Raw genomic sequence first — 22,466 nt, 5'->3', positions numbered from 1 at the left:
GCAAGGATGTACCTCCACGTGACGACGACCGTGGCTGGTTCCGATCACTCCTGTACTACGCGCGGGTTCCTTTCGGATCTTGACCGAGCCAGGGAGTGACGCTCGATGGCTACCCAGTCAGCAGACGACCGGCGGCGCGGCAGCGCCGTGCGGGCGTCCGTGCTGCGCGGGTTGCTGTCGGTGGTGGCGTCGCTGTCCTTCGGGAAGCTGCTGCTCGGTGCCGCGATGCTGTGGATGGCCGCGACGTTCATTTCCGCTTCTGATTCGACGGTGTCGAATGCGGATGAGTCGAACGCCGTTCAATTGGTCGCATACGAGCAGGATTCCGATACGGACGCGAATAAATCGGATTGGTCGTTCTCGTTCAGCGGCGGTGAGCAGAAGCCGGCCGCGGTGAACAACGGCGGCGGGCAGTCCGTCGGTCTGGACGGCCGGATGGCCACGATGGCCACGGCCACGTCCGCACGGTCATTGACCGAGCTGCGCGCCCGGTATCAGCCCGCGGCGGCCGCCGACCCGTCGGCCACGGAACCGGCCGATTGGCCGTTCGTCGGTGGCCACGCCGGCGCCGGACACGGCACCCAGGCGACGGTGGCCGCGAACGGCAGCCAGCGTCCGGTGGCCACGGAAGGCAGTCTCGGCCGCTCGGTTGTCGACTCGGTGACCGACTTCATCACCAGCCTCCTCGACAAGATCGGCAATGCGCGCGAGGGCGACTCGGCCTCGCACACGAAGCCGGTCGACCGGCCGAAGCCGACCGACCCGAAGCGCGTCGTCGGGGAACCGAAGCGGACGATCGCCGCCGGCGCCGAGGGGAACGACTCCGTGCCCACCGGTGGGGTGGCCGACTCGGTTGGCACCTCGGTGACGAAGCTCGTGTCGGACCTGCTGGAGCGTCTGGCCGACCACACCGCGCAAGGCGGTGACTCGGCCGCGACGCCGGCGGCGTTGACGCGTGAGACCACCGCACGGGTTTCGGACACCACCGATTCGGCCCCGTACCGCGCGTCGACCACCTGGCAGCAGACCGGTTCCGGTGCCGCGGTGAAGGCCCCCGCGGCCGAACAGGTCGAGCAGGTGATGGGCGGCGTGGTCGACCTGGTGTCCGGGATCGTCGGTGGAGTGGCCGGCAAGCAGGCCGGCTCGCACACCCGCGCCGCGCTGACCGAGCTGACCGACCAGGTCTCCGAGGCGCTCGCGGTCAGCAACAAGCTCAACAAGCACGGCGGCGCCGGCAACGGCTCGAGCGATCTTCAGCTCGCCATGCCCGAGCGCGCCCCCAAGCATGTTTCGCACGGCGGTTCCGGTCTCGCGCCCGAGCAGGACCAGCAGCCCATCTTCTGCCTGGCGCTCGGCTGCACCGACCAGGACCCGAGCCTGATCGGCCACCACCCCGGCATCGGCGGCGGACGCGGCCCCCCAGCCACGCACCGCCCTCGCCCCCAGCGCGACAGCCCCTCCGAGAACGACCCGGCCTCCTGGTCGAGCAAGCACCACCGCTCCCCGGCCGGCGGCATCGACAACTTCATCAGCGGCATCCTCGGGTTCGTCCGGGACCTGATCGGCAGCCTCCCGCGCAGCGGCGGTGGCGCCCAGCACCGGCCCTCCCAGCAGGATGACCAGATCAGCAACCTCACCCACGACTTCGTGTCGAACCTGCTGAACCTGATCGGCAAGCACACCGGCGGCTCCAAGCAGCCGCACACGCTTCCGGCCTACGTGCCTCAGGGGCAGTCCGAGAAGATCGCCGAGCTGACCAACGGCTTCGTGTCCGATCTGCTGGATCTGTTGGGCATCGGCAAGGGTTCGACCGGTGGTGCCGGCGCGGAGCAGAAGCCGCGGACGCTCCCGGCTTACAACTTGCGGAAGCCGAGCATGGGCGAGGCGATCAGTGGGTCGGTGAACGACTTCCTGACCGACCTGTTCGGCAAGCTCGGCATCTCCGGAAACGGCAACGGTCAGCAGGGCAAGGGTTCCCAGCGGCCAACCCAGCAGGACCTCGGCCAGGACATCGGCCAGCTGACCAACGACTTCGTGTCCGGTCTGCTGGAGCTGCTGGGCGTCGGCAAGGGCTCGAACGGCAGCGGCGGTGCCTCGAACCAGAAGCCGCGGACGCTTCCGGCCTACGTGCCCGGTGACCGGCAGGGCGGCCAGATTTCCGAGCTGGCCCGCGACTTTGTCTCTGACCTGCTCGAGCTGCTCGGCGTCGGCAAGGGTTCCAACGGCTCGAGCCAGACCCCGGGGAAGCCGAGCACCAGCAACGGCCAGGGTTCCCAGCGGCCGACCCAGCAGGATCTCGGCCAGGACATCGACCAGCTGACCAACGACTTCGTGTCCGGTCTGCTGGAGCTGCTGGGCGTCGGCAGGGGCTCGAACGGCGGCGCCGGTTCGGAACAGAAGCCGCAGACGTTGCCGGCTCGTGTGTCTGGTGACGGCCGGTCCGGTGATGTTCCCGAGCTGGCCCGTGGCTTCGTTGCCGACCTGATGGAGCTGCTCGGTGTCCGAGGTGGCAACAAGGGCGGTGCCGGGCAGAGCTCGCGGCAGCAGAAGCCGGACCTGGATGAGGTCTTCGACCGGTTCACCGATGTGGTGACCGGGATCGTGAAGGACGTGGCCGGCAAGAAGGCCGCGAAGAAGGTCAACAAGGCCCTGGAAGAACTGACCGACCAGTTCACAAAGGCGCTGGGCAACGGCGGGCGGCCGGGAAACACTGGTGGCAGACAGACCCGGCCGCCCGCCACCCAGCAGCCCACCGACAGCGGCAAGCGTGGCGAGGACATCACCAAGCTCACCGGCAACTTCGTCCAGAGCCTGCTCCAGCTGCTCGGTGTTGGTGGCTCGGAACAGAAGCCGCGGACGCTTCCGGCTTACAACCCGCCGAAGCCGTCGGGGAACGGCGATGGGCAGCAGTCGAACGTCGGCCAGGCCATCGGGCAGCTGACCAACGGCTTCGTGTCCGAGCTGCTCGAACTGCTTGGCGTCGACAAGGGCTCGGAGCAGAAGCCGCGGACGTTGCCGGAGCGCGTCGGTGGGGTCGGCTCGGAGGACGGCGGGCCGTTCTCGGATGACATGGACGGCTGGAAGAAGCTGTACTACGACGCGTTCATGGCCGAGGCGAAGGCCGCCGGCCAGCAACAGCAGCAATCCCAAGGGCAGCAGACGCCGAGCGTGGACGAGGCGCTGGGCAACTTCACCGACCTCGCCGCGAACCTGGTTTCCCAGGTCGCGGGCAAGGACGCCGGACAGCAGACCGAGCAGGCCCTGAGCAGGGTGTTCGAGCGGTTGCTGGCCGGTGGTGGTTCGGGTGGCGCCGGCAATGGGGGCGGCGCCAGCCAAACCAACAACCTGGATGACCTGCTGGAGCGGTTCGTCGACGCCGCGTCCGGGATCGTTTCGAGGATCGCGGGCGGCAAGGCGGGGCGGCGGACCGAGCAGGCGTTGGACGAGCTGCGCGACCAGCTGACCGACCGCCTTCAGGGGCGGCGGCCGGTGCAGGCCGAGAACAATGTCCAGGCCCAGACCGGCCAGCAGCAGGGTCAGCAGGGCGGGCTGGCCGAGCAGATCACCGACCTGACCAATGACTTCGTCGCCGATCTCCTCAAGGTCGCGGGTGTCTCGGGCAACAGCTCCGGGAACGGTTCAGGCCGTGGTTCGAGCAACGGGCAGGGCACCCGGCCGGCGAACCTGGATGACCTCGAGCAGATTCTGGGTGGCGTCACCGACCTGGTGTCCGGTCTGGTCGGCCAGGTCGCAGGCAAGCAGGCAGGCGACCAGGCCCGCCAGGTGCTGACCACCGCGGCGCAGGACCTGCTCGAGGCGCTCGCCGCGGGCGGCCGCTACGGCCAGGGCACCGCCGCCGGAGAGGGCGGGCAGGGCAGCGGCCAGACCGGCACCGACAACAACTGGGCGCTCGACAACGACGGCCAGTTCGCCGGCACCGACTGCGACGGCGACATCGAATGCGCCCTCACCAACGGCAACCTGCGCACCCGCCAGCCGCAGTCCCTGGACAACCGAGGCCCGCCACAGCTGCTCGACGACCCCGACAACGGTGAGCAGGTCATCTCGCAGGCGCTCGAGGACCGGCTCACGCTGATCAGGGGTCAGAAGATCCTGGCCACGGCCAAGTCCATGCTCACCGCCAAGAAGACCACCCAGGCTTTGTACGACCGGCAGGTCCGGGGCGTGCGGGCGCTGCAGAAGAAGGCGAACGCCTCCGCTGCCCAGCTGGACGCCCAGGACGCCGACCTCCTCAACGACGTGATCGCCGGCCAGCAGAACATGGGCAAGGCGACCACCACGCTGACGGCGGCTCGCAAGCAGTTCCTCGCCGGCAAGATGACCAGGGCCGCGTACGACAAGCAGGTCGCCGCCTACAACACACTGCGCAAGCAGGTGGACGCGCGGACCGTGCAGCTGCGTGACACCGCCGGCTACGACGATCTCCAGGTCAACCCCGGTCGGGACGGCGCCGACGCGGCGTGCGCCAACGACGGGACCTTCGCACAGTGCTCCAGCGCGGCGATCGACCCCACGACCGGCACCGTGAAGCGGGATGAGACCTACTGCCTGCTGGGCCTGCGGGGCTGCTCCAGTCAGTCCAGGCTCGGAGCCCGGCTGGCCGTTGCGTTCTGCGACCCGGCCAAGGGCTGCGGCACCACCACCGCCGTCGGCAAGACCGTGGCCAACACCAAGTGCGGCGTCGGTGACTGCGAGACCGGCAGTACCGCCTACACCCGGAACGCGGAGACCTACTGCCGGGCACACAACGGCTGTGCGGAGAACGGCCGCACACTGGCCCTGCCCGGCGTCGAGGAGCTGGCGGCGGCCGGACGGAAGCAGGGCATCTCGCTGTTCAACGGTGCGTGCACCAAGGACTGCGCGCTCAACGGGTTCGCCAGCCCGGCCGAGGCCGGCTCGGACTGCAACACCCGCAACGGGACTTGCTACAACTACGCCACCGGCCGTCTGACGGTCGGAACCACTCTGAGCGCGGCCGGCAGCCGGGCGCGTTGCCAGGCCGGCGCGGTCGGCTGCGACGTCACCCTCACGGTGGCCGCGCGGTTCGGCGCCCCGTCCGTTGCGGAGGCCCGGGTCGACTGCGCCGAGAGCGGGAAGGGCTGCTCGGGCGACTCGGTGTCCAACACCAACGGTCGGATCGTGCGCACGACGGCCGACGACCGGGCGCACGCCGGCACCGCGCGCTGCGCCGTCCGGGGCGGCGACTGCACCTCGTCCTCCGGCCTGGGCGTGGACACCGGCGACGGCACCGGGGTGCTCACCCACGGCTCGGTCGACTGCGACCAGGAGACAGGTTGTGCGGGCAGCGCGGGCACCGCCACCGTGGCGCGGATCGTCGCTGGCGCCGGCCGCAAGGCAGCCATCCGCCGGACCGATGCGCACAACGGCTGCACCGTCGGCGGCAGCACCGCCAGCTGCGACAACGACTCCAGCTCGACCGTCGACCTCACGAACTCCCGCCCGACCGCGATCTCCCGGATCCTGGCCACGCTCGGGTGCGACTCGGCGGAGTGCAAGGCCTCGCAGTCCGGGGCCACCTCCGGTGAGGCGGTCGGGGACATCAAGGGGCTCCGTGATTCCGACGGCGTGACCCGCTGCGCGGTGCACGGGTTCAACGGGACCTGCGGCTCGGGCGGCGAGACGACCGTGGCCTTCCGCGAAGCGCAGACCCGTTCCGATGGCGCCAAGCTCGCCGCCGGCGTGGTCAGCGTCTCGCACGCCGACGCGCAGGTTCGCTGCGAGGACGCGCTGCGCTGCGGCGGGACGTCCTACGCGGAGACCTCCGCGCTGGACACCGCGGTGTCCAAGTTCCGGCGGGGCTCCTCCGACACCGCCGCCTGCTCGGTGCGCAACGGCGGTTGCCTCGGCCAGACCAGCTCGGACGCTTCCTCTGCCTTGGACTTCATCAAGCTCGGCAAGGACGGCAAGCCACTGCCTGGCCAGCCCACCGCCGGCCCGTCCTCGGCCTCCCGCGCCTCGGCCTCCGTCGACTGCCGCTCACGGAACTGCCAGGGCGCGGCGCGGACCAGCGCCGCCGCCTGGGACGGCGCGGTGAACGGCGGCCAGCCGCGTACCTCCTCCGGATTGGTGACCTGCCAGCCGGGCGCGCCGAGCTGCCAGGTGCAGACCATGTCCAACGCCGTGACCGGCCCGGGCGCCGCGCTCACCTACGCCGGTGAAGACGTGAACCTCAAGCGGCTGGGCACCGGCCCGTCCGCCGCGACCACCATCGGCGGCAAGCTGACCGGGACCGGCGGCGGTCGGCTGACCGGCGTCGTGCTCGCCACGAACCCGGGCGTCTCCGCGGAAGCAAGGGGCAACAAGGCCGAGGGCTCTTGCGCCGGCACCACCGGCGGCCGCTGCGTCGCGGTGATCAACGGCGCCTCGTCCAGCAGCCCCGACGCCAACAGCATCAAGCCGATGGTCCAGGACCAGCCGACCAGCAACGCCGTCACCAGCAACACCGCGATCGGCGGCAAGGGCGGCCAGACCGCCTCCAGCGGTGACGACAAGCGGCCCGGCCAGGACCCGAACCAGCCGACCGCACCCGGCTCGTCCGCCGTCACCGGCGGCCCGACCGTGCCCGGCGCGTCCAGCTGGACCACCGCCTGGGCCAACCTGCTCTGCGAAGGGAACACGGCATGCAAGGGCAACCCGCACAGCACCGCGACCGGCATCACCGGCACCAACCACCGCAACGGCGGTGAGGGCTCCCGAGGCCCACCGAGCAGCCAGAACCAGACCACCGGCACGTGCAATACCACCGGTGCCGCTTGCCAGGCGATGTCCACCTCGAGTGCGGCGTCCGGGCAGGTAGTCGCCGACATCATCACCGAACGGAACAGGACCGCCGCCACCGATCTGGCCACGCAGGCCCGGCAGGCGAAGGCCCAGGCGGAGAAGGCCGCGAAGACCGCCGCCGCCCCGGGTGCCACCCAGGCTCAGAAGCAGGCCGCCGCCAAGGCCGCCGCCGCCGCCAAGCAGGCCGCCAAGACCGCCGCCCAAGCCGCCAAGGCCGGCAAGGCTCCCGCCGCCGCCTCGGTCCCGGCCTCCTGGTCGCAGTCCTCCTCGTTGGTCGAGTGCGCCGGCCGCGGCTGCACGGCCACCACCACCGGCAACACCGCGGGCATCCCTGGGATCTCGCGCAGCGCGGCCACCTGCGCGGCTGGCGCCAAGGGCTGCACGGTCACCAGCGACGCCACCACCACCGTGCTCGCCGGCTCCGGCCAGCGCGCCAAGGTCGGCAGGTCCGCCACAAAGGCCATCCCGGGCTTCGCCGGCACCGCTGAGACCGGCTCCAACGTGATCTGCGCGGACACCGGTTGCACGGGCAAGGTCACCGGAGCCGCCAAGGCCCAGGTGCGCCAGCCAGGCCAGCGGGTCGCCAGCGCGGGCCAGGGCAGCACCGCCTGCTCCGGCCCATGCACGGCGGCCATCCGGGCCGGCGTGACCACCCAGGTGGCCACGCCGGCGGACGACCGGTCCGTCGCGACCTCAGTGAGCATCTCGGCCAGCTGCGACAAGGCCGGCAAGACGGGCTGCCGGACCACAGCCAGCACCGCCGGCAACACCAGCGGCGTCCCGGGCACCTCGCGCTCCGCGGTCACCTGCGCCACCACCGGCGCCGGCTGCGCGCTCAGCAGCGACGCGAGCGGCACGGTGCTGCCCGACTCCGGCCAGCGCACCAAGGCCACCAAGAAGGACAAGCTGGGCAAGGCCATCCCGGGCCGCGCCGGCACCGCCGAGACCGGTTCAACCCTGGTGTGCGCGGACGCCGGCTGCACCGGCAAGATCACCGGCTCGGCGAAGGCCCGAGCCAGCCAGGGCGCCCACCGCTCCGGCAGCGCCGGCAACGGGAATACCGCCTGTAAGGGCGTGTGCCAGGCCAGCATCCGGGCCAGCGCCAGCACACAGGTGACTGCACCCACGGTGAAGAAGGACAGCCGGTTCGCCACCACCTCGGTGAGCATCGTGGGTAGCTGCGACAACGGCAGCAAGGCCGGTTGCCCGGTACACGCGGTCAGCAAGACCAACGCGGTCGGCGCCAAGCGGGTGCGCGCCGGCGCGAACAGCGTCTGCCACAGCAACGCCGGATGCCTGGCCGGGACCAACGGCAGCGCGTCGCCCGAGATGGCGCAGGTCGGTTTCCAGTGCATGGCGTCCACCGGCTGCAAGGCCAAGGCCACCGGAACCGCGAAGGCCGGCAAGGCCCACGGCAAGGCGTCCAGCGACTGCACCCTGGGCCGCGGCGGCCAATGTGCCGGCGGGGTCCAGGTGGGCGCATCGAAGGACGGCAGTGCCCTGGCCGGCGCGACCTGCCAGGCCAACAAGGGTGCCCGGTGCCACTACGCCTTCGAGGCCACCACCTCGGACCGCTCCCGCGCCGGGGCGAACTGGGCGAAGGCGTACGCGCATGGCTCGGAGGAGGGCGAGAACGGCGGCGGCCTGGTCCAGGTGATGGCCGCGACCAGCGCCGGCCCAGGCCAGGCGCAGGCCAGCGCGACGTGCAAGGGCGCGAAGAACTGCGTCAACAACTACTCCGCACATGCCGAGGCGCACGACTCCTACTCGGTGCAGGCCAGCAAGGCGCACCCGGACCAGCCGTCGGGTTACGGCAAGGCCGACGCGTCGGGCACCTGCCGGGGCAACAAGAAGGGCGGCGGCAGCTGTGGTGTGCAGGCGCAGGCCGACGCTCGCGCCGCACAGGCCAAGGTCCGGTGCTTCGGTGACTGCTCCGGCTTTACAAAGGAGCAGGAGCACGCCACCGGGTTCGTCAAGACCGGCCCGTCGTACAACGAGCAGATCGCCATCGCCCGGGCGCGCGCCGCGCACAAGGTGCAGGACATCGACAAGTGGATGGCGGGCCAGAACGGCACCGCCGGCGGCCTGAAGAAGGACGCCAAGGGCAACTGGACGATCTGGAGCAAGGGCGCGGACGGGAAGGTCACCTCCCGCCCGTGCGCCGCCGGTGAATGTGTGCCGGGCAAGACCGTCGACGTCGGCGGCTCCACGATCACCTTTACCGACGCCGCGCACTCCTCGGTCACCCGGCCCACGGGGGCGCCCAGCGGTGGCGAGCACAAGTGCGACACGAACGCGGGTTGCGCGATCTCCGGTGACGGCAAGGGCAACGGCGCTTACTGGATGGCCGGCAACGGCAAGGTGCACGACGGCATCACCGGGTCCGACCTGCACTACAAGGACTCGCGGCCGGCCGGTGCCGCGACCAATTTGAACGAGGGCAGCTTCGGCAACAGCAAGGGCAAGGCGTTCGAGTTCACCTGCAACGGCGGCTGCGACGGCAAGCTGAGCAACGTCGACCTGGGTAAGGGCAAGTTCACCGACAAGATCGACCTCGAGGGCACCTCGAACCTGATGTCCGGCCGGGACGGGCTGGGCAACCTGGGGAACCTGGCGCACTTCGGGCGGGGCACGATCACCCTCGAGGGCCGCGACCACAAGCCGATGAAGCCCATCGTGTCCAAGAACGCGGACGGGCTCACACTGCAAACCTGGCTACAGGTGGCCAACAGCTACGGCTACAACCAGTGGGACATCTCGACGCTGAAGAAGGTGCTGGGCAAGGGCGACACGGCAACCGGGTTCGGGCTGGACAAAAACGGCAACCTCGTCAAGTACATCAAGACCGCCGACGGCGAGCTGGAGACCAAACCCTGCCCGGAGTGCAAGAAGACGAAGCTTCCGATCAATGGCGGTGGCGACGGGACGATCAGCTTCGGCCCCAACGGTTACGGCACGGTCAACCAGACCGTCGGCGGCAAGAACAGCACCTGCACTTCCAACACCGGCTGCGCCCTGGCCGCCGGCGCGGACGGTGAGGGTTACTACTGGATGCAGGGCAAGGGCAGCGTGCACGACGGTGTCACCGACACGACGATGAACTTCCACGACTCCCGCCCGAAGGGCAAGGACCCCAACCAGAACTCCGGCCGCCTGGGCAGCCCCGCCGGTACGGCGTTCGGGTTCACCTGCAACGGCGGCTGCACCGGCGATGTGAAGAGCATCGATCTGAGCAAGGGCCACAAGCGCGGCACCTTCACCGACCACATCGACCTCGCGGGCAGCGCCCGTCCGATGTTCGGCCGCGACGGCTGGGCCAACCCGGGCGAGTACAGCCACACCGGCAAGGGCACGGTCATCCTGCAGGTGGGCAAGGACGGCAAGGACGTCATCACCTCCGTCGGCAACGGGGTAACCCAGGGGAACAACTGGACGATGATCACGACTCGGGGTGTCGACACCCCGGGCTACTACGACATGGGCGGCGGCCAGGCCGGCGAGGTCAAGCTCAACGAGGGCTACGGGATCGAGCAGACCGACCGCAGCCACCCGATCGACGTCTACAACGACGAGGAGATACCGAGGCCCCGCGACAAGACCGCGGAGGCCTTCGACCCGCAGTCGCGGGAGAAGAAGGTCTACGAGGCGGGTGAGAAGAAGGTCGGCGAGAAGGTCATCGACAAGGAGGACGGCCTCGGCGTCGTCACCCCCGATGGCAAGGGCAACGGGGGCTCGATCAAGTGCACCGGCGACTGCGCCCTGACCCGGCCCAAGGGCATGAAGCAGGCGCCCGCACTCGAGGACGTCACGCTCTACGAGCCGATGGTCAAGTTGGGCGAGCTGCCGAGCCAGGCCGGCACGGTCGAGTTCCATGGCCCCGACGACCCTTACCACATGCCCGACAAGAAGGTGCAGGGCTGGGTCGACCCGTACGGCAATAGATCACAGTGCGACTCGGCCAAGGCCGGCTGCCACATCGGCATGGTCTACGGGCCCGGCGGCGGCGTGGTCTGCTCCGGCAACGGGTGTGACAGCACCAACGTCAAGGGCCAGCGCCTGGAGGGCGCGGGCTACCTGCTGTTCCCCACCGTCAACAAGAAGGGCGAGATCACCGGCAACAGCGGCTTCGGCTGCGAGGCCGGCGCCACGGCGTGCAAGACCAGCGGCGCCGGGCTGACCAACCTCGGCTGGGTGGGCACCCCGCACGAGTCCTGGATGGCCGGCATCGACCCGACCTACCTGCGGCCCGGCCAGAACACTTCGATCGACAAACAGATGTACAAGCTGCTTGCGCCCCTCGGGATCAAGCCTGGTGATCCGCTCCCGCCGCTGGACGCGGCCGGCGAGCAGATCCTCCAGCGCTACGACGCGGCACACGGCACCAACTACTACAAGGAGTACCTCGCCGGCCTGCCGGAGCTGACCCAGGGCCGGAAGGACCTGGCCGTGATCAAGGTGGCCGGCGCGCTGGACACGTTGCAGCGCCGCAGCCAGCAGCTCGAGAAGCAACTGCCTGGCCTGAAGGCAGCGCTGGCCGCGCAGAAGCAGTACAACGCGGGCAAGCTCAGCTACGACAAGCTGCAGCCGCACCTCAATGTGATCACGCAGGCGCTGAGCATGGACCAGGAGTACTCCGGCGCCCGCGGCCTGGTCGACGCGATCAGCGGCGTGTCCTACCAGGCCAAGACCGGCGCCAATGACCAGATGGCGGGCGCCAACGTCAGTGCGGTCGGCAAGACCCCGGGCGAGACCTTCCAAGACGCGGAGAAGCGCTACTACCAGACCAAGCTCCCCAAGGTCGGCATCGACCCCAAGACCGGCAAGCCGTTGACCGAGCTCACCCCCTACGAGCAGGCGAAGAGCAGCGCCGCGACGGTTGCCGGTCTGCACCTGCTGACCCGGATCCGGGCGCTCAACCAGGAGTCGGCCCAGCGGGACGCTCGCGTCCAGGAGCTGAACAAGGCCGGCGGCGCCTACCCGTGGCAGGCCAAGGAGATGGACGACTGGAAGACGCGGCTCGATGGCAAGAAGGCCGGGATCGAGGCCGTTCAGACGAACATCGAGAACCTGCAGAAGACCCTGCCCGGCAAGATCACCATGAGCACCGATGAGCAGCGCCAGGACGACATCGAGGCGGCCGAGACCCTCGGCGACCCCAAGCTGGCCAACCGGCTCAGGGCCTGGGACGCGCTGCAGAAGGACGCCGCCGGTCTCGCCGGCAAGATGGAGAAATCCAGCAGCGACTACCAGAAGGGCCTGGCCAAGGACTACTACAGGCCGCTGGCCACCCTGGCAGGGCTCAACTACAACACCCTCGCCCGCGACCAGGGCTCACGCGACCCCAACAGCCAGCTGGGCGACCTGCCACTGCCCTCCTCCGGGCACCCCGACCTCTATATCGCGGCTCGATCGGCCTACTTCAAGGCCGCCCAGGATGCGGCCGCCCCGAACGGCTCTGCCCTGGCCAAGGCATTTGATCAGGGCGGCCTGCCGCTGGACAGCGAAGGCCGGCCGCTGACGCCCGGCGCGACTGCGGCCGATCGCCGCGCCGAGCTCGCCGCCCAGGGAATCACCAGTCTGAAGGGAGTGGAGGATCAGTACCTGCAAGCCGTGGGGGTCGAGAACATCCACGATCTCAGCAGGGAGGAGCTCAAGCGGCTGGGCGCCCCCGTCGACGAGATGGATGAGTACGGGAAGGGCCGCGAGACCGACGGCAAGGTCTCTGGGAACATCATCCTGGTCGTCGATGAGCACGGCAGGGTCGTCGCGGACTGGACCTTCAGCGAGACCTTCCGCAAACCCGTCAAGACGGCCTCGAGCTTCTCCGAGGCCAAGATCGGCACCGTGCCGGGGAAGACGCCGGAGTCCCCGTACGAGGAAAAGGTCTTCGACCGCAACGGCCAGCGCTACAGCGGTGTCGACGACTTCCATGACAACAACCGCATGTACAGCCCGGACATCCAGATCAGCACGTCGAGGGACTGGACCAGCACCAACGGGAGAAGCGCGAACAGCGACGTCTACAGCGGCGGCGGGCACAAGTCGCCGACCTGGTGGGACCGGAACGCCGGCTGGGTCCTCGGCGCACCCATGGTCGTCGGCGGGATCCTGACCCTCCCCGTCGGCGGAGGCGCCGCAACCATGGCCGGCATCGCGATCATGGGCGCCGCCGGGACGGTCTCCGCCGTTCGGGAGATCAAGCATCTGCGGAACATGTCCGAGCACGGCCTGAGCATCAGCCCGTCCAGCTCTTCCGAAGCCTTCCACACCTGGCTGGGCCTTGGGGGGGACGTACTCTCACTGGGCACCATGGGTGTCGCGTTCCGCGCGGCCAAGCTCGGCGCATCCGCGCTGGCGGCATCACGTGCCGGGAACGAAGCCCTCGCCGCCGGCAACGCGGGCAGAGCACTGGGAATCTCCTCCTCGCGCGGCCTCAGGGTGGCCAACGGGATCGCCCTCGGCGACTTCGTCTACCTCAACGCCCAAGCCACCTACCAGTACATCGCCGACTCCCGGGCAAAGGGCCACTGGGACCTGAACCAGGGCGGCCAGATCCTGATGGGCTGGGGCATGCTGGCCATGCCGCTCGCGGCGCACAGGATGACCAAGAGCATGCGGCCGGAGAAGAACTTCGGCGCGAAGCTGCAGACCCTGGTCGACTCGAACGGAAAGACCAGCGATCCGTCCGCTCTGGCGGCCATGAACGCCGCCGCGACGAACGGCGTGTCGAAGCTGGTCGTGGCCGGCCGCGACGGGCGGGTCCAGGAGAAGCCGGCGTCCGACCAACCACAGCTGGTCATCACCGACCGCCACGGACGCGTCCAGGAGCACCCGCGATCCGAAACAAGCCAAACACCCGACCAACCACAGCTGGTCATCACCGACCGCCACGGGCGGGTCCAGGAGGACCCACGATCCGAAACACTCGAGACACCCGGCCAACCACGAGTGCTCATCCCCGACCGCAACGGACGGGTTCACGAAGACCCGTCACCCGAAACAACCCGAACACCCGACGAGGCCCGGCCACCTGACGAGCTTCGACCGACCGGACAGGCCGGGCAGGGGGGCCAGGCCGCACCGGTCACCCCGACCCAGCAGGCCGGCCAGACTGGGGCATCCACCCAGGCCGGGCCGACCGGGTCGACCACGCCGGCTCAGCCGGGTGGCCAGAGCCAGCAGGGCGGCCAGAACCAGCAGGGTGGTTCGGGCGGAGACACCAAGCAGGGTGGCGTCTGGCAGCGGACGCGGGACCGGGTGTTCAACCGCGGTGATCAGGACAACACGCCACCGCCGGTCGGCGCTTCGACCTCGAATGGCCAGCCCCAGTCCGGCCAGGTCCAGGGCGACCGCACCGTCCAGGCCGCATCGCACCCGGACACCGGCACCGCAACCCCCCGCCAGACCTCGACCGAGGCCCAGCCAGTGAACAACGGTTCCGGCGACAGCGGCTACACCAACGCGGGGTCGGGCGGCAACGGTCCGACGGTGGGACGCTCGAACACCAAGGTCCTGGCCAGCGGGCCCAACAAGTCCACCCAGCCGGACGGCCACGGCCAGGAATCGGTGGTCAACTCCCCGAACAACCCCGGCGGCTCCGGCTCGGGCTCGTCCGGGGTGCTGGGCAAGGACCCGACAGCTCCGGAGCTCGACGGCTCGGGCACACCCGAGCAGCACGGTGATGGCACCGTGAACAGACCTCACGAGGTCAACAACAAGGGCCCCCCGAGCCTGTTCGGTCAGTTCAAGCAGTTCATCAAGGGCAAGTTCGGCGGACGGTCCGACTCGGGCACGTCGCGCGGGCTGACCCCCGATGACAACTGCGCGTGCCTGAGCGAGGCGAACGCCGACCTCGGCCCGAGCAGCGTCGACCCGGCCAAGGTGCGCAAGGCAGGGCCGGACGACCAGGACTCGGCCAAGGTCCGGACCAAGTTCCAGGACAAGTACGACGGCTTGTTCACCAAGACGTCGGCCTGGATGTTCAACCTGCGCATGAAGTTCGCGGAGGTCGGCACCCGGGGGTTCGTCTGGGGCTGGGACAAGGGTGCCGACTCCTCCCACCTGATCTACTGGGAGAAGACCACCGACGAGGTGCGCTTCCACGATGGCGACACCGTCCTGACCAAGGCGCCCAAGAACATCCGCCTGGCCATGGTGATTGGCTCCGGCAAGCAGGCGGAGAACGCGGCTTCAGGCGGACGGATCTCCCGGACGCTCGACCGGGCACGCCAGTTCCGCTACGAGCTGGCGCTGAAGCCGTACTGGGATCGGATCCCTGGCTACCGGGCGGAGTTCGACCGGTTGATGGCCGAGGCTCTCGAAGAGGCCAAGGCCAAGGGGCGTTCGCTGACGCTCGAGGAGCTGGAGGCGCAGGAGGCCCGGGTGCGGGCCGAACTTCAGCGGCGGGTCATTGAGGGCAAGGGCTCGCAGGCGGCGCTCGATGGCGTGCAGGACAAGTCCTACGCGTTGACCGGCCTGTCGATCTCGCGGGAGTTCGTCGGGAAGGACGGCGACCCGATCATCCTCACTGACGCCCAGGTGGCTGCCGCCTATGCGTTGGGCAAGGGCCGAGGCAAGTACATCCTGTTCAAGGCGTTGTTGCCCAAACGGGTGCGGGGCACCGTGGTCGAGCTGCCCACCAGCGAGGGCAAGACGTTCGTAGCGATGTTGGACGCCTTCTGGTGGTCCCTGCGCTCGAACGAGCTCGATGGCGCGGCGATCAAGGGCCGTGGCGTGCACGTCGTGACCAGCGACCCGGGCCTCGCCAAGCGCGATTACCTCAAGTTCCAGCGGATCGGCAGGCGCCAGGGTGTCGAGATCGGGTGGGCGCGGCCCCGTGCGCACCACACATACTCCGACGCCACCCAGAAGGTGGCCTACGAGGCGCCGATCACCGTCGCCGACAAGAGCACCTACTACTTCGACCGGCTCTACGAGAAGTATCTGCCCGAAGGCCAGCGGTTGCAGCGTGGCTATGACCGGCTTCTCATCGACGAGGCCGACCTGATCCTGATCGACGCCGGACGTACCCCGCACGTCCTGGCGTTCTCCGAGGCCCAGCAGAACGCGTTGGCAAAGGTTGCCTATCAGGCCAATGACGTCGCCGTGAACATGAAGTCGAAGGAGCACTTCACGTTCAGCCGGTGGACCGGGCAGATCAAGCTGACCCGCGCCGGGGAACGCATGATCACCGAACGGGCTCCGGGGCTGAGTGCGGAGGCGGTGAGGCAGGCCCTGCGGGCACACCACCTCTACAGCGTGGACAAGCCGTACATCGTGGCGCACGGGAAGATCGTCATCGTCGACAGGTACACCGGCTACCTGCTGCCCAGCCAACGTTGGCGCGGTGGCCTGCATGAGGCGCTCGAGGCCAAGCACGGCCTGAAGATCGGTAGCTCCCAGCGCACCAAGGCCCAGATCACCGCGAAGCAGTATACGCGGCTCTACAACTCGGTCGGCGGGTTGACCGGTACCGCCGGTGCAAAGCGCAACATCGGCGCAATCGACGGGCCGTCGGGCAGCGCCGGCTCCAAGCGCGACATCAGCTCGTTCGCAAAGATCTATGGGCTGCGGGTGGTGCCGATCAAGGGCTCGAATCCGCGCAACGTGGAGGTGCTCGCCCTCAGTACTTACCGCACCGTCGAGGAGAAGCTCACCGCCCGCGCGCAAGAGATTGCCGATGCCTTCACCAAGGGCCAGCCGGTGGTCGACATCAGCGGCACCGTCGCGGAGGTCGAACTGCTCGCGAAGATCCTCTGGGAGAACCACAAGATCGACGCGGTACTGGTCACCGCCCGCCCCGAACACGCAATCAAGCACAAGCTGGCGATGGCCGGCGCCGGGCGGCAGGGTGCGGTCACTCTCGGCACCATCCGGCTGGGCCGCGGCGAACACATCGAGCTCGGTGGAGAGAGCGTCGCCGGCCGTTCCCCCGAGCAGATCGCCGCGGACAAGGCCGCCGTGCTCAACGCCGGTGGGCTCCTGTTGCTCCGGGGGGAGCACTCGGTATCAGTGCGGATCGACGTGCAGGTCGACGGCCGGGCCGGCCGCCAGGGCAACCCCGGCGTGACCCGCGAGTACCGCTCCCTGGAAGACGATCTTCTCGTCGAGCACGCCCCTCGCCGCCAGTACCGCAAGCTGCTGGCCCAGTACAGCGGCCACGAAAAGGGTCGGCAGATCCAGGACAAGGCCGTCGAGAAGCTCTTCCAGAAGGCCCGACGCAACGCCGAGAGAGCGCATCACAGGGAGCTCGCCCGCGTATCCCGCAATCCGGATCGCGCCACGACGGTGGCCGTCGAAACCATGGACGCCCTCGACGCACGACGCGGCACCCCCACCGAGGACGCCTCGACCACGGCTACCGACGCCGCGTCACGGGAGATCACCGAGGCCGGGCAGCGGGTGGATCAGGCCGGCGACGACCTGGCCCTCGCCCATCAGCGGATAGCCGACAACGAGAACGAGGTCCGCGACGCCACCACCGACACCGAACTCGCCGCCGCCAACGGCGCCCTCGCCGCCGCCACCGCCGATGCGAACGAAGCCCAGCGGCGACTCGACCTGGCACTCGCCGACTACCGCTCGCTCGTCGCCGAGGAACTTGCCGACTCACGTGTCGCAACCGAAGACCAGGCGACCAAGCAGGGCTCACAGCCTGGGACCGGTCCGGCCCAGGCGCCCCGGCTGGTTTCCGCCGCCGAACGCGGCGTCACTCGTTCCGCTGCCGCGCAGGCCCAGCAGCTGGTCGATGCGGGTCACCGCGAGGCGGCCGCCGGCAACCACGAGGCCGCCATCGCCCACTACCAGGCCGCCCTCGAACTGCTGCGCGGAGTGGCCGACGGGGCCACTGCCGTGCGCGCCCACACCGGCGAGCCGTGGGGCGCCGGCACCCTCGCCGAGGCGACCGCCCGGTACGCCGCTGCCGCGGTGGCGCGACTGCGGGCCGCGGCCCAGGCCAGTGCCCAGGCCGAGCCGGGGACCCGGACAACCAGCGGCAGCTTCGAAGAACACGAGCTGCGCGGGGTATTGGCCACCATTGACGGACTGCTGAACACGCTGCCCGCCAACGCGGTCGCCGCCCCCCGGCCGATCACCCTCGAAGAGGCGATCGCGCAGGAGAACCACTGGAACCAGCGCGCGGACGAATACCGTCACGCGGCCAACCAGACCCGCCGCGACAACGCCGGCGTGCTGCGGCAAGCCAACCTGCCCCGCAGCCCCGGCCACCCCGAGCGACGCAACCGGCAGAGCTACCAGAAGCAGGCCCAGCAGGCCCAGCAGCTCATCGAGGAGTACCGGGAGAAGGAAGCCCACGCCCGCGAAGTCGCCGAGCAGTACCGCACCATCCGTGAGCTGCTTGAAGCCATCAACCCCAACACCCCCAACGACCAGGCCTCCGCCACCGCCGAGGAGGCGGCCTCCACCACCAGCGAGACCACCGACGGCAACGACCGAAGCAGCTCGGAACGGCCACACCGCTTGTGGCCGGCCGCCTCGGTATTCGGCGCCGCAATCCTGGTCCTGACCGGTGGTGGCATGGCGCTGGCCGGGCTGCCGCTGACCGCGCCCATGCTCATCGCTGGCCTGCTCGCCGCGGCACTGGTCACCGTCGCGCTGCGCGCGAGGTGGACTCCCCACCAGGCCCGCGGCCCGCCGGTGCGGACCGTGCTGCTCGCGGCGGTGCGGAACCTGCCGACCGCGGCTGCCGCCGGCATCGTGCTGGCGATCGTGTTCGGCGCCCCGGTGGGCGTCGTGACCGGGGTCGGTGTGGTGACCGGCCTCGCCATCCTGTCGCTGTACCGGCAGCCGGACGGAAAGAGCGGCATCGGCCGCCTGTCCCGGATGGCCGACTACGCCGCCGCGGTCGCGCCGAGCGGGACCGAATCGAAGTCGGGTGGAGCGAGCGTGCGGGGTGCGCACACCGGCTTCGCGCTGGCGGCGGTGCTCGGGCTCAGCCATGGCACGGGCTTCGGGGCCGGGTTGATCCCCAACGCGCTCTTCGGTGCGGTACTGATAGCGCTGTCCGTGGTGGTCGCGGTGCTCGAGCGGCGGGCGCTCGCCGACTTCCTAGGCCGGCGCGCCAGGGCGCCGCCGGTGCCGGGGTATCTCGCGGAAGTAGTGGTGCGGCACCCGGATGGTCCCCGAGGCGGAACCGCCGTGTGGGTTGCCAAGGGTGTCGCGGTCAGTGCCGCCCATCTGGTCGAGGGGGCCGCACCGGAATCGGTCTCTCTGGACGGACGGCCGGTCATGGGCATGGTCATGCTGCGCCCGGACCAGTTCACCTCACCCGACAACAGGTGGCTGGCGGAGCTCGTCGTCGCGTACCACCAGATCAACACCAAAACAGAGCTGGAGGTCGTCGACCTCGTCCTGTTGTTTGCGTTCGGTGCGCACGTCGAGCCACTGCCGATCGCCCAGCAAGAGCCGAGCGAAGCCGACGAGCTGTCCTTGATCGGATTCCCCGACGGCCAGCTCAGGACTGCCCGTGGGCAAATCATCCGGCGTGCGCTCGGGCACTACCGAGTCAACCGTGACCTGGGGAAGGGGTCTTCCGGCGGGGCGCTGAAGGAAGACAGCGCGACCGTCGGGATCATCTCGCACGGCAAGACGCTGGACGACGGCAGCGAGTTCACCGATGTGATCGGTGCGCCATTCGTGGCCAGGTTCTTCACCGAGGCGTTCGTGCGGTGGTACCGCATCGAGCAACTCGTCCGCGCGATGTTCGACGGGGATCCGCTCGGCGCGCTGCCCCTCACCGAGGTCCGTGACCGGCTGGTCGACGACGGGGTGTTCGTGCGCCTGTCCGCGCTGCGCGGGCTGGTCGCCGGCATGGACGGCTTCGAGGTGGTGGGCGACCACGTCGTCCGCCGTACCGGGACGGATCCGGCGGACGCCGACCGGGCCGGCGTGATCGCGCTGAGGGCGGACCCGGTAGTGGTGCCGCGCCTGGCGCGAGTTTCGCCGCTGATCCGGATCCTGTTGCTGCTCCACCGGGTGGCCCCGGCGCTCGCCCGACTGGTGGCTCGCGTCGCCGGCCCTCGCGCGCCGCCCGAACAGGACGAGTCGGGCTCGGCCCGGTTGGCGGTGTTGGTCGCCGTCGCGCTCGCGGTGCCCGCGCTGGCTCTCGTCGCCGGATCGGCGGCAGTGATCGGCGCACTGGCCGTCGCGGCCGCCTTCAACGTCGTGGCGGGGCTCAGCCGCCGCGCGGACTCGCAATCGCAATTCACCTCGAGAAGGGAAAAACAGTGGGTTCATCGCGACCTGACCCGGCCAGCAACCAGCCCGAGCGGCACGAGGGCGAGCACGTCTGCCAGTTCCCCGGTTGTTGTGAACCCGTCCCGGAGCGACCGGGTCGCACCGACGTCCGGTACTGCGGACCGGATCACCGCAGGGAAGCCCGGTCCTTCCGCTCCAAGGCCCGGCACGAAGACCAGGGGTGAGCGGCGCGGCCGCTGGACCCGTTGGGTCGGCGGTGTGTTGCTGGCCGTGGCGGCCGGGCTGGGGATCGGCGTCACCGCGCCGGACCCGAACGCCTTCGCGGCCGCGCACGATGACGTGCTGCGGGTCGCGCATACCCAGAAGGGCGACACTCCGCGCCGGTGGATCGCAGGCCTGCGCACCACGGAGAAGAAGCTGCGCGCGGTCAACCCGCACGTCGCGTGGCCGGCGACGCCGGACACGCCATTCGAAACGGGCACCGAGCTGCACCTGCCCAAGGGCACCGGCCGCGTTTGGTACGTCACCGGGCCGGTGAAGACCGGTTACCGGTACGACTCGGTCACCGTGGTGATCGCCCGGTTCGGCTTGTTCACCAAGTACGACCACGCCGACCCTGCGGCCATCGTCGTGGTCAACCGGAAGCTCTTCGCCCGGCAGAGCGTGGACGACGTGGACGTCGGCCAGCGGCTGAACATCCCGGCCGGCGGCTACGGCACCGTGCGGGTGCCCGGCCCGGGCGAGCCGACCAAGACCCAGAAGCCGGGCGAAACCAAGACGCCGAAGCCTGGCGAGACGAAGACCCCGAAGCCAGGCCAGACACAGACCCCGAAGCCGGGCCAGACGAAGAACCCGAAACTGAGTGAGACGCAGACCCCGGCGCCGAGCGCTAACCCGTCCGCGACCGGGTCGTTGGGCGACCGGGCCGGGCACGAATCCGGGCAGGGCTCCGGCGGCCAGGTGCCCGGGGGCTGGTTCCTGGTGGTCGGCGGGACGCTGCTCGGGGTGATCGCCGGCGCCTTCGGCGCCCGATTCTGGTGGCAGGTCAGGGGCTTCTTCGCCGGGTTGCGGAAGGTGTCCACCGACTGGGCCGCCGTGCCGTCGTCCCGGTGGTTCGGCGGGCTGCTGGTCACCGCCGGCGTGGGGGCCGGCGCGGCGGCCGGGCTGCTGGTGTTCGGCTCGGGCGTGGGCCCGGCGGTGGCCGGCGCGATCGCGGCGGGCCTATCCGTGCTGGCGCTGCTGCGGGCGTTGTGGTCGCCGATCCAGGCTCGTGCGCCGACCTTGGTCACGGCCGTTGTCGGGTTCGTGCTCGTCACCCTGGGGTGGGCGGTGGGTGTGGCGTTGCCGCTGCCGCCGGGGGCCGGGATGGCGATGTTTGCCGCGCGGGGGACGTTCTCCCGGATGAACGCGGCCGGCCTTTCGCCCCGGTGGGCACGGGTGGCGTTGATCGGCATAGCGGTGTCCTGGCTCGTCAACCTGGACCTGCACGCCTCGGGTGTTTGGCATCTGCTGGCCGCGGCCGGTTGGGCAGGCGTGGTCAAGTTCGGTTTCTGGTCCAGCGGGCTGTTCACCAGCGCGGAGGCGCTGCTGTTCCCGGTGGCGCTGGCCCCGGTGGTGGGTGCCAACTACTTGCTGACGGCGCGGTTGCCGACGCTGAAGCGGTGGGGCTTCACCAGCTTGACGGCGGCGGTGTGGGTGCTGTCGGTGCAGCTGGCGCTGCCGATTGGCTGGGGCGGTGACTGGCTGCCGGTGGCGGTGGCGCCGCTGGTGTCGCTGGGTGGCGGGCTGACCTACCTGGCGCGCGCGGAGTGGCGGGCACGCAGCGGTGCGTCGGCCCCGCCGCACATGGCCCTGGCCGCGCGGGTGGTGTTCTGGTCGCTGGCGTTCTACGGGTTCGAGCGGATGTGGCTGGGCCACCTGGACTGGTTCGCCGGTACCTCCTTGGCGATGGCCGCGTTCGTCCTGGCCGCCAACCCGTCGGCGATCACCGGCATCCGGATCACCGGGTTGCGCGACCGGGTAATCGCCGTGATCGGCGGGCTCCTCGGCGCGGTCTCGGGGCTGCTGGCCTGGCGGCTGGGCATGGACCCGAGGTCGGCGGTGGCGGTAACCGCGCAGGTGTGGGGCGCCGCCGCGCTGCTGAGCTGGTTCGGCAACCGGAACGGCCCGGCCAACCCGGGCGGGTGGCCGAAGGTGCCGTTCGGTTGGATCGCCGCGAAGGTGCGCGCGCTGTGGTCGCCGATCCAGGCCAGGGCGCCGACCCGCGCGCGGGTGCGTGCCTGGTGGGGTGGGCTGCCGAGCACGCGCGTCCGGACGTGGGCGGCTGGGACTCACTGGACGCACCGGCTGGCGTTCCTGGTCAGCTCGTCATTGACGATCGCCGCGCTGGTCAGCGGCCTGTACACGGCACGGGCACTGGCCCGGGGGGT

General features: G+C 70.1%; 1 protein-coding gene (cut by a window edge). It reads left to right on the top strand.

The window, feature by feature from the left end:
• The first annotated feature begins 105 nt into the window (after window positions 1-105).
• Window positions 106-22,466 carry the 5' end (the start) of an alpha/beta hydrolase gene (locus tag ABEB12_RS34570; protein ID WP_185063277.1) on the top strand. The gene runs 27,106 nt beyond the window's last position, so only the first 22,361 of its 49,467 coding nucleotides appear in the window; the start codon lies at window positions 106-108; the stop codon falls past the right edge of the window.

This window comes from Actinospineispora eucalypti (genome assembly GCF_039543365.1).
Lineage (GTDB): Bacteria > Actinomycetota > Actinomycetes > Mycobacteriales > Pseudonocardiaceae > Pseudonocardia > Pseudonocardia eucalypti.
This window is presented reverse-complemented; position numbering and strand designations above follow the sequence as displayed.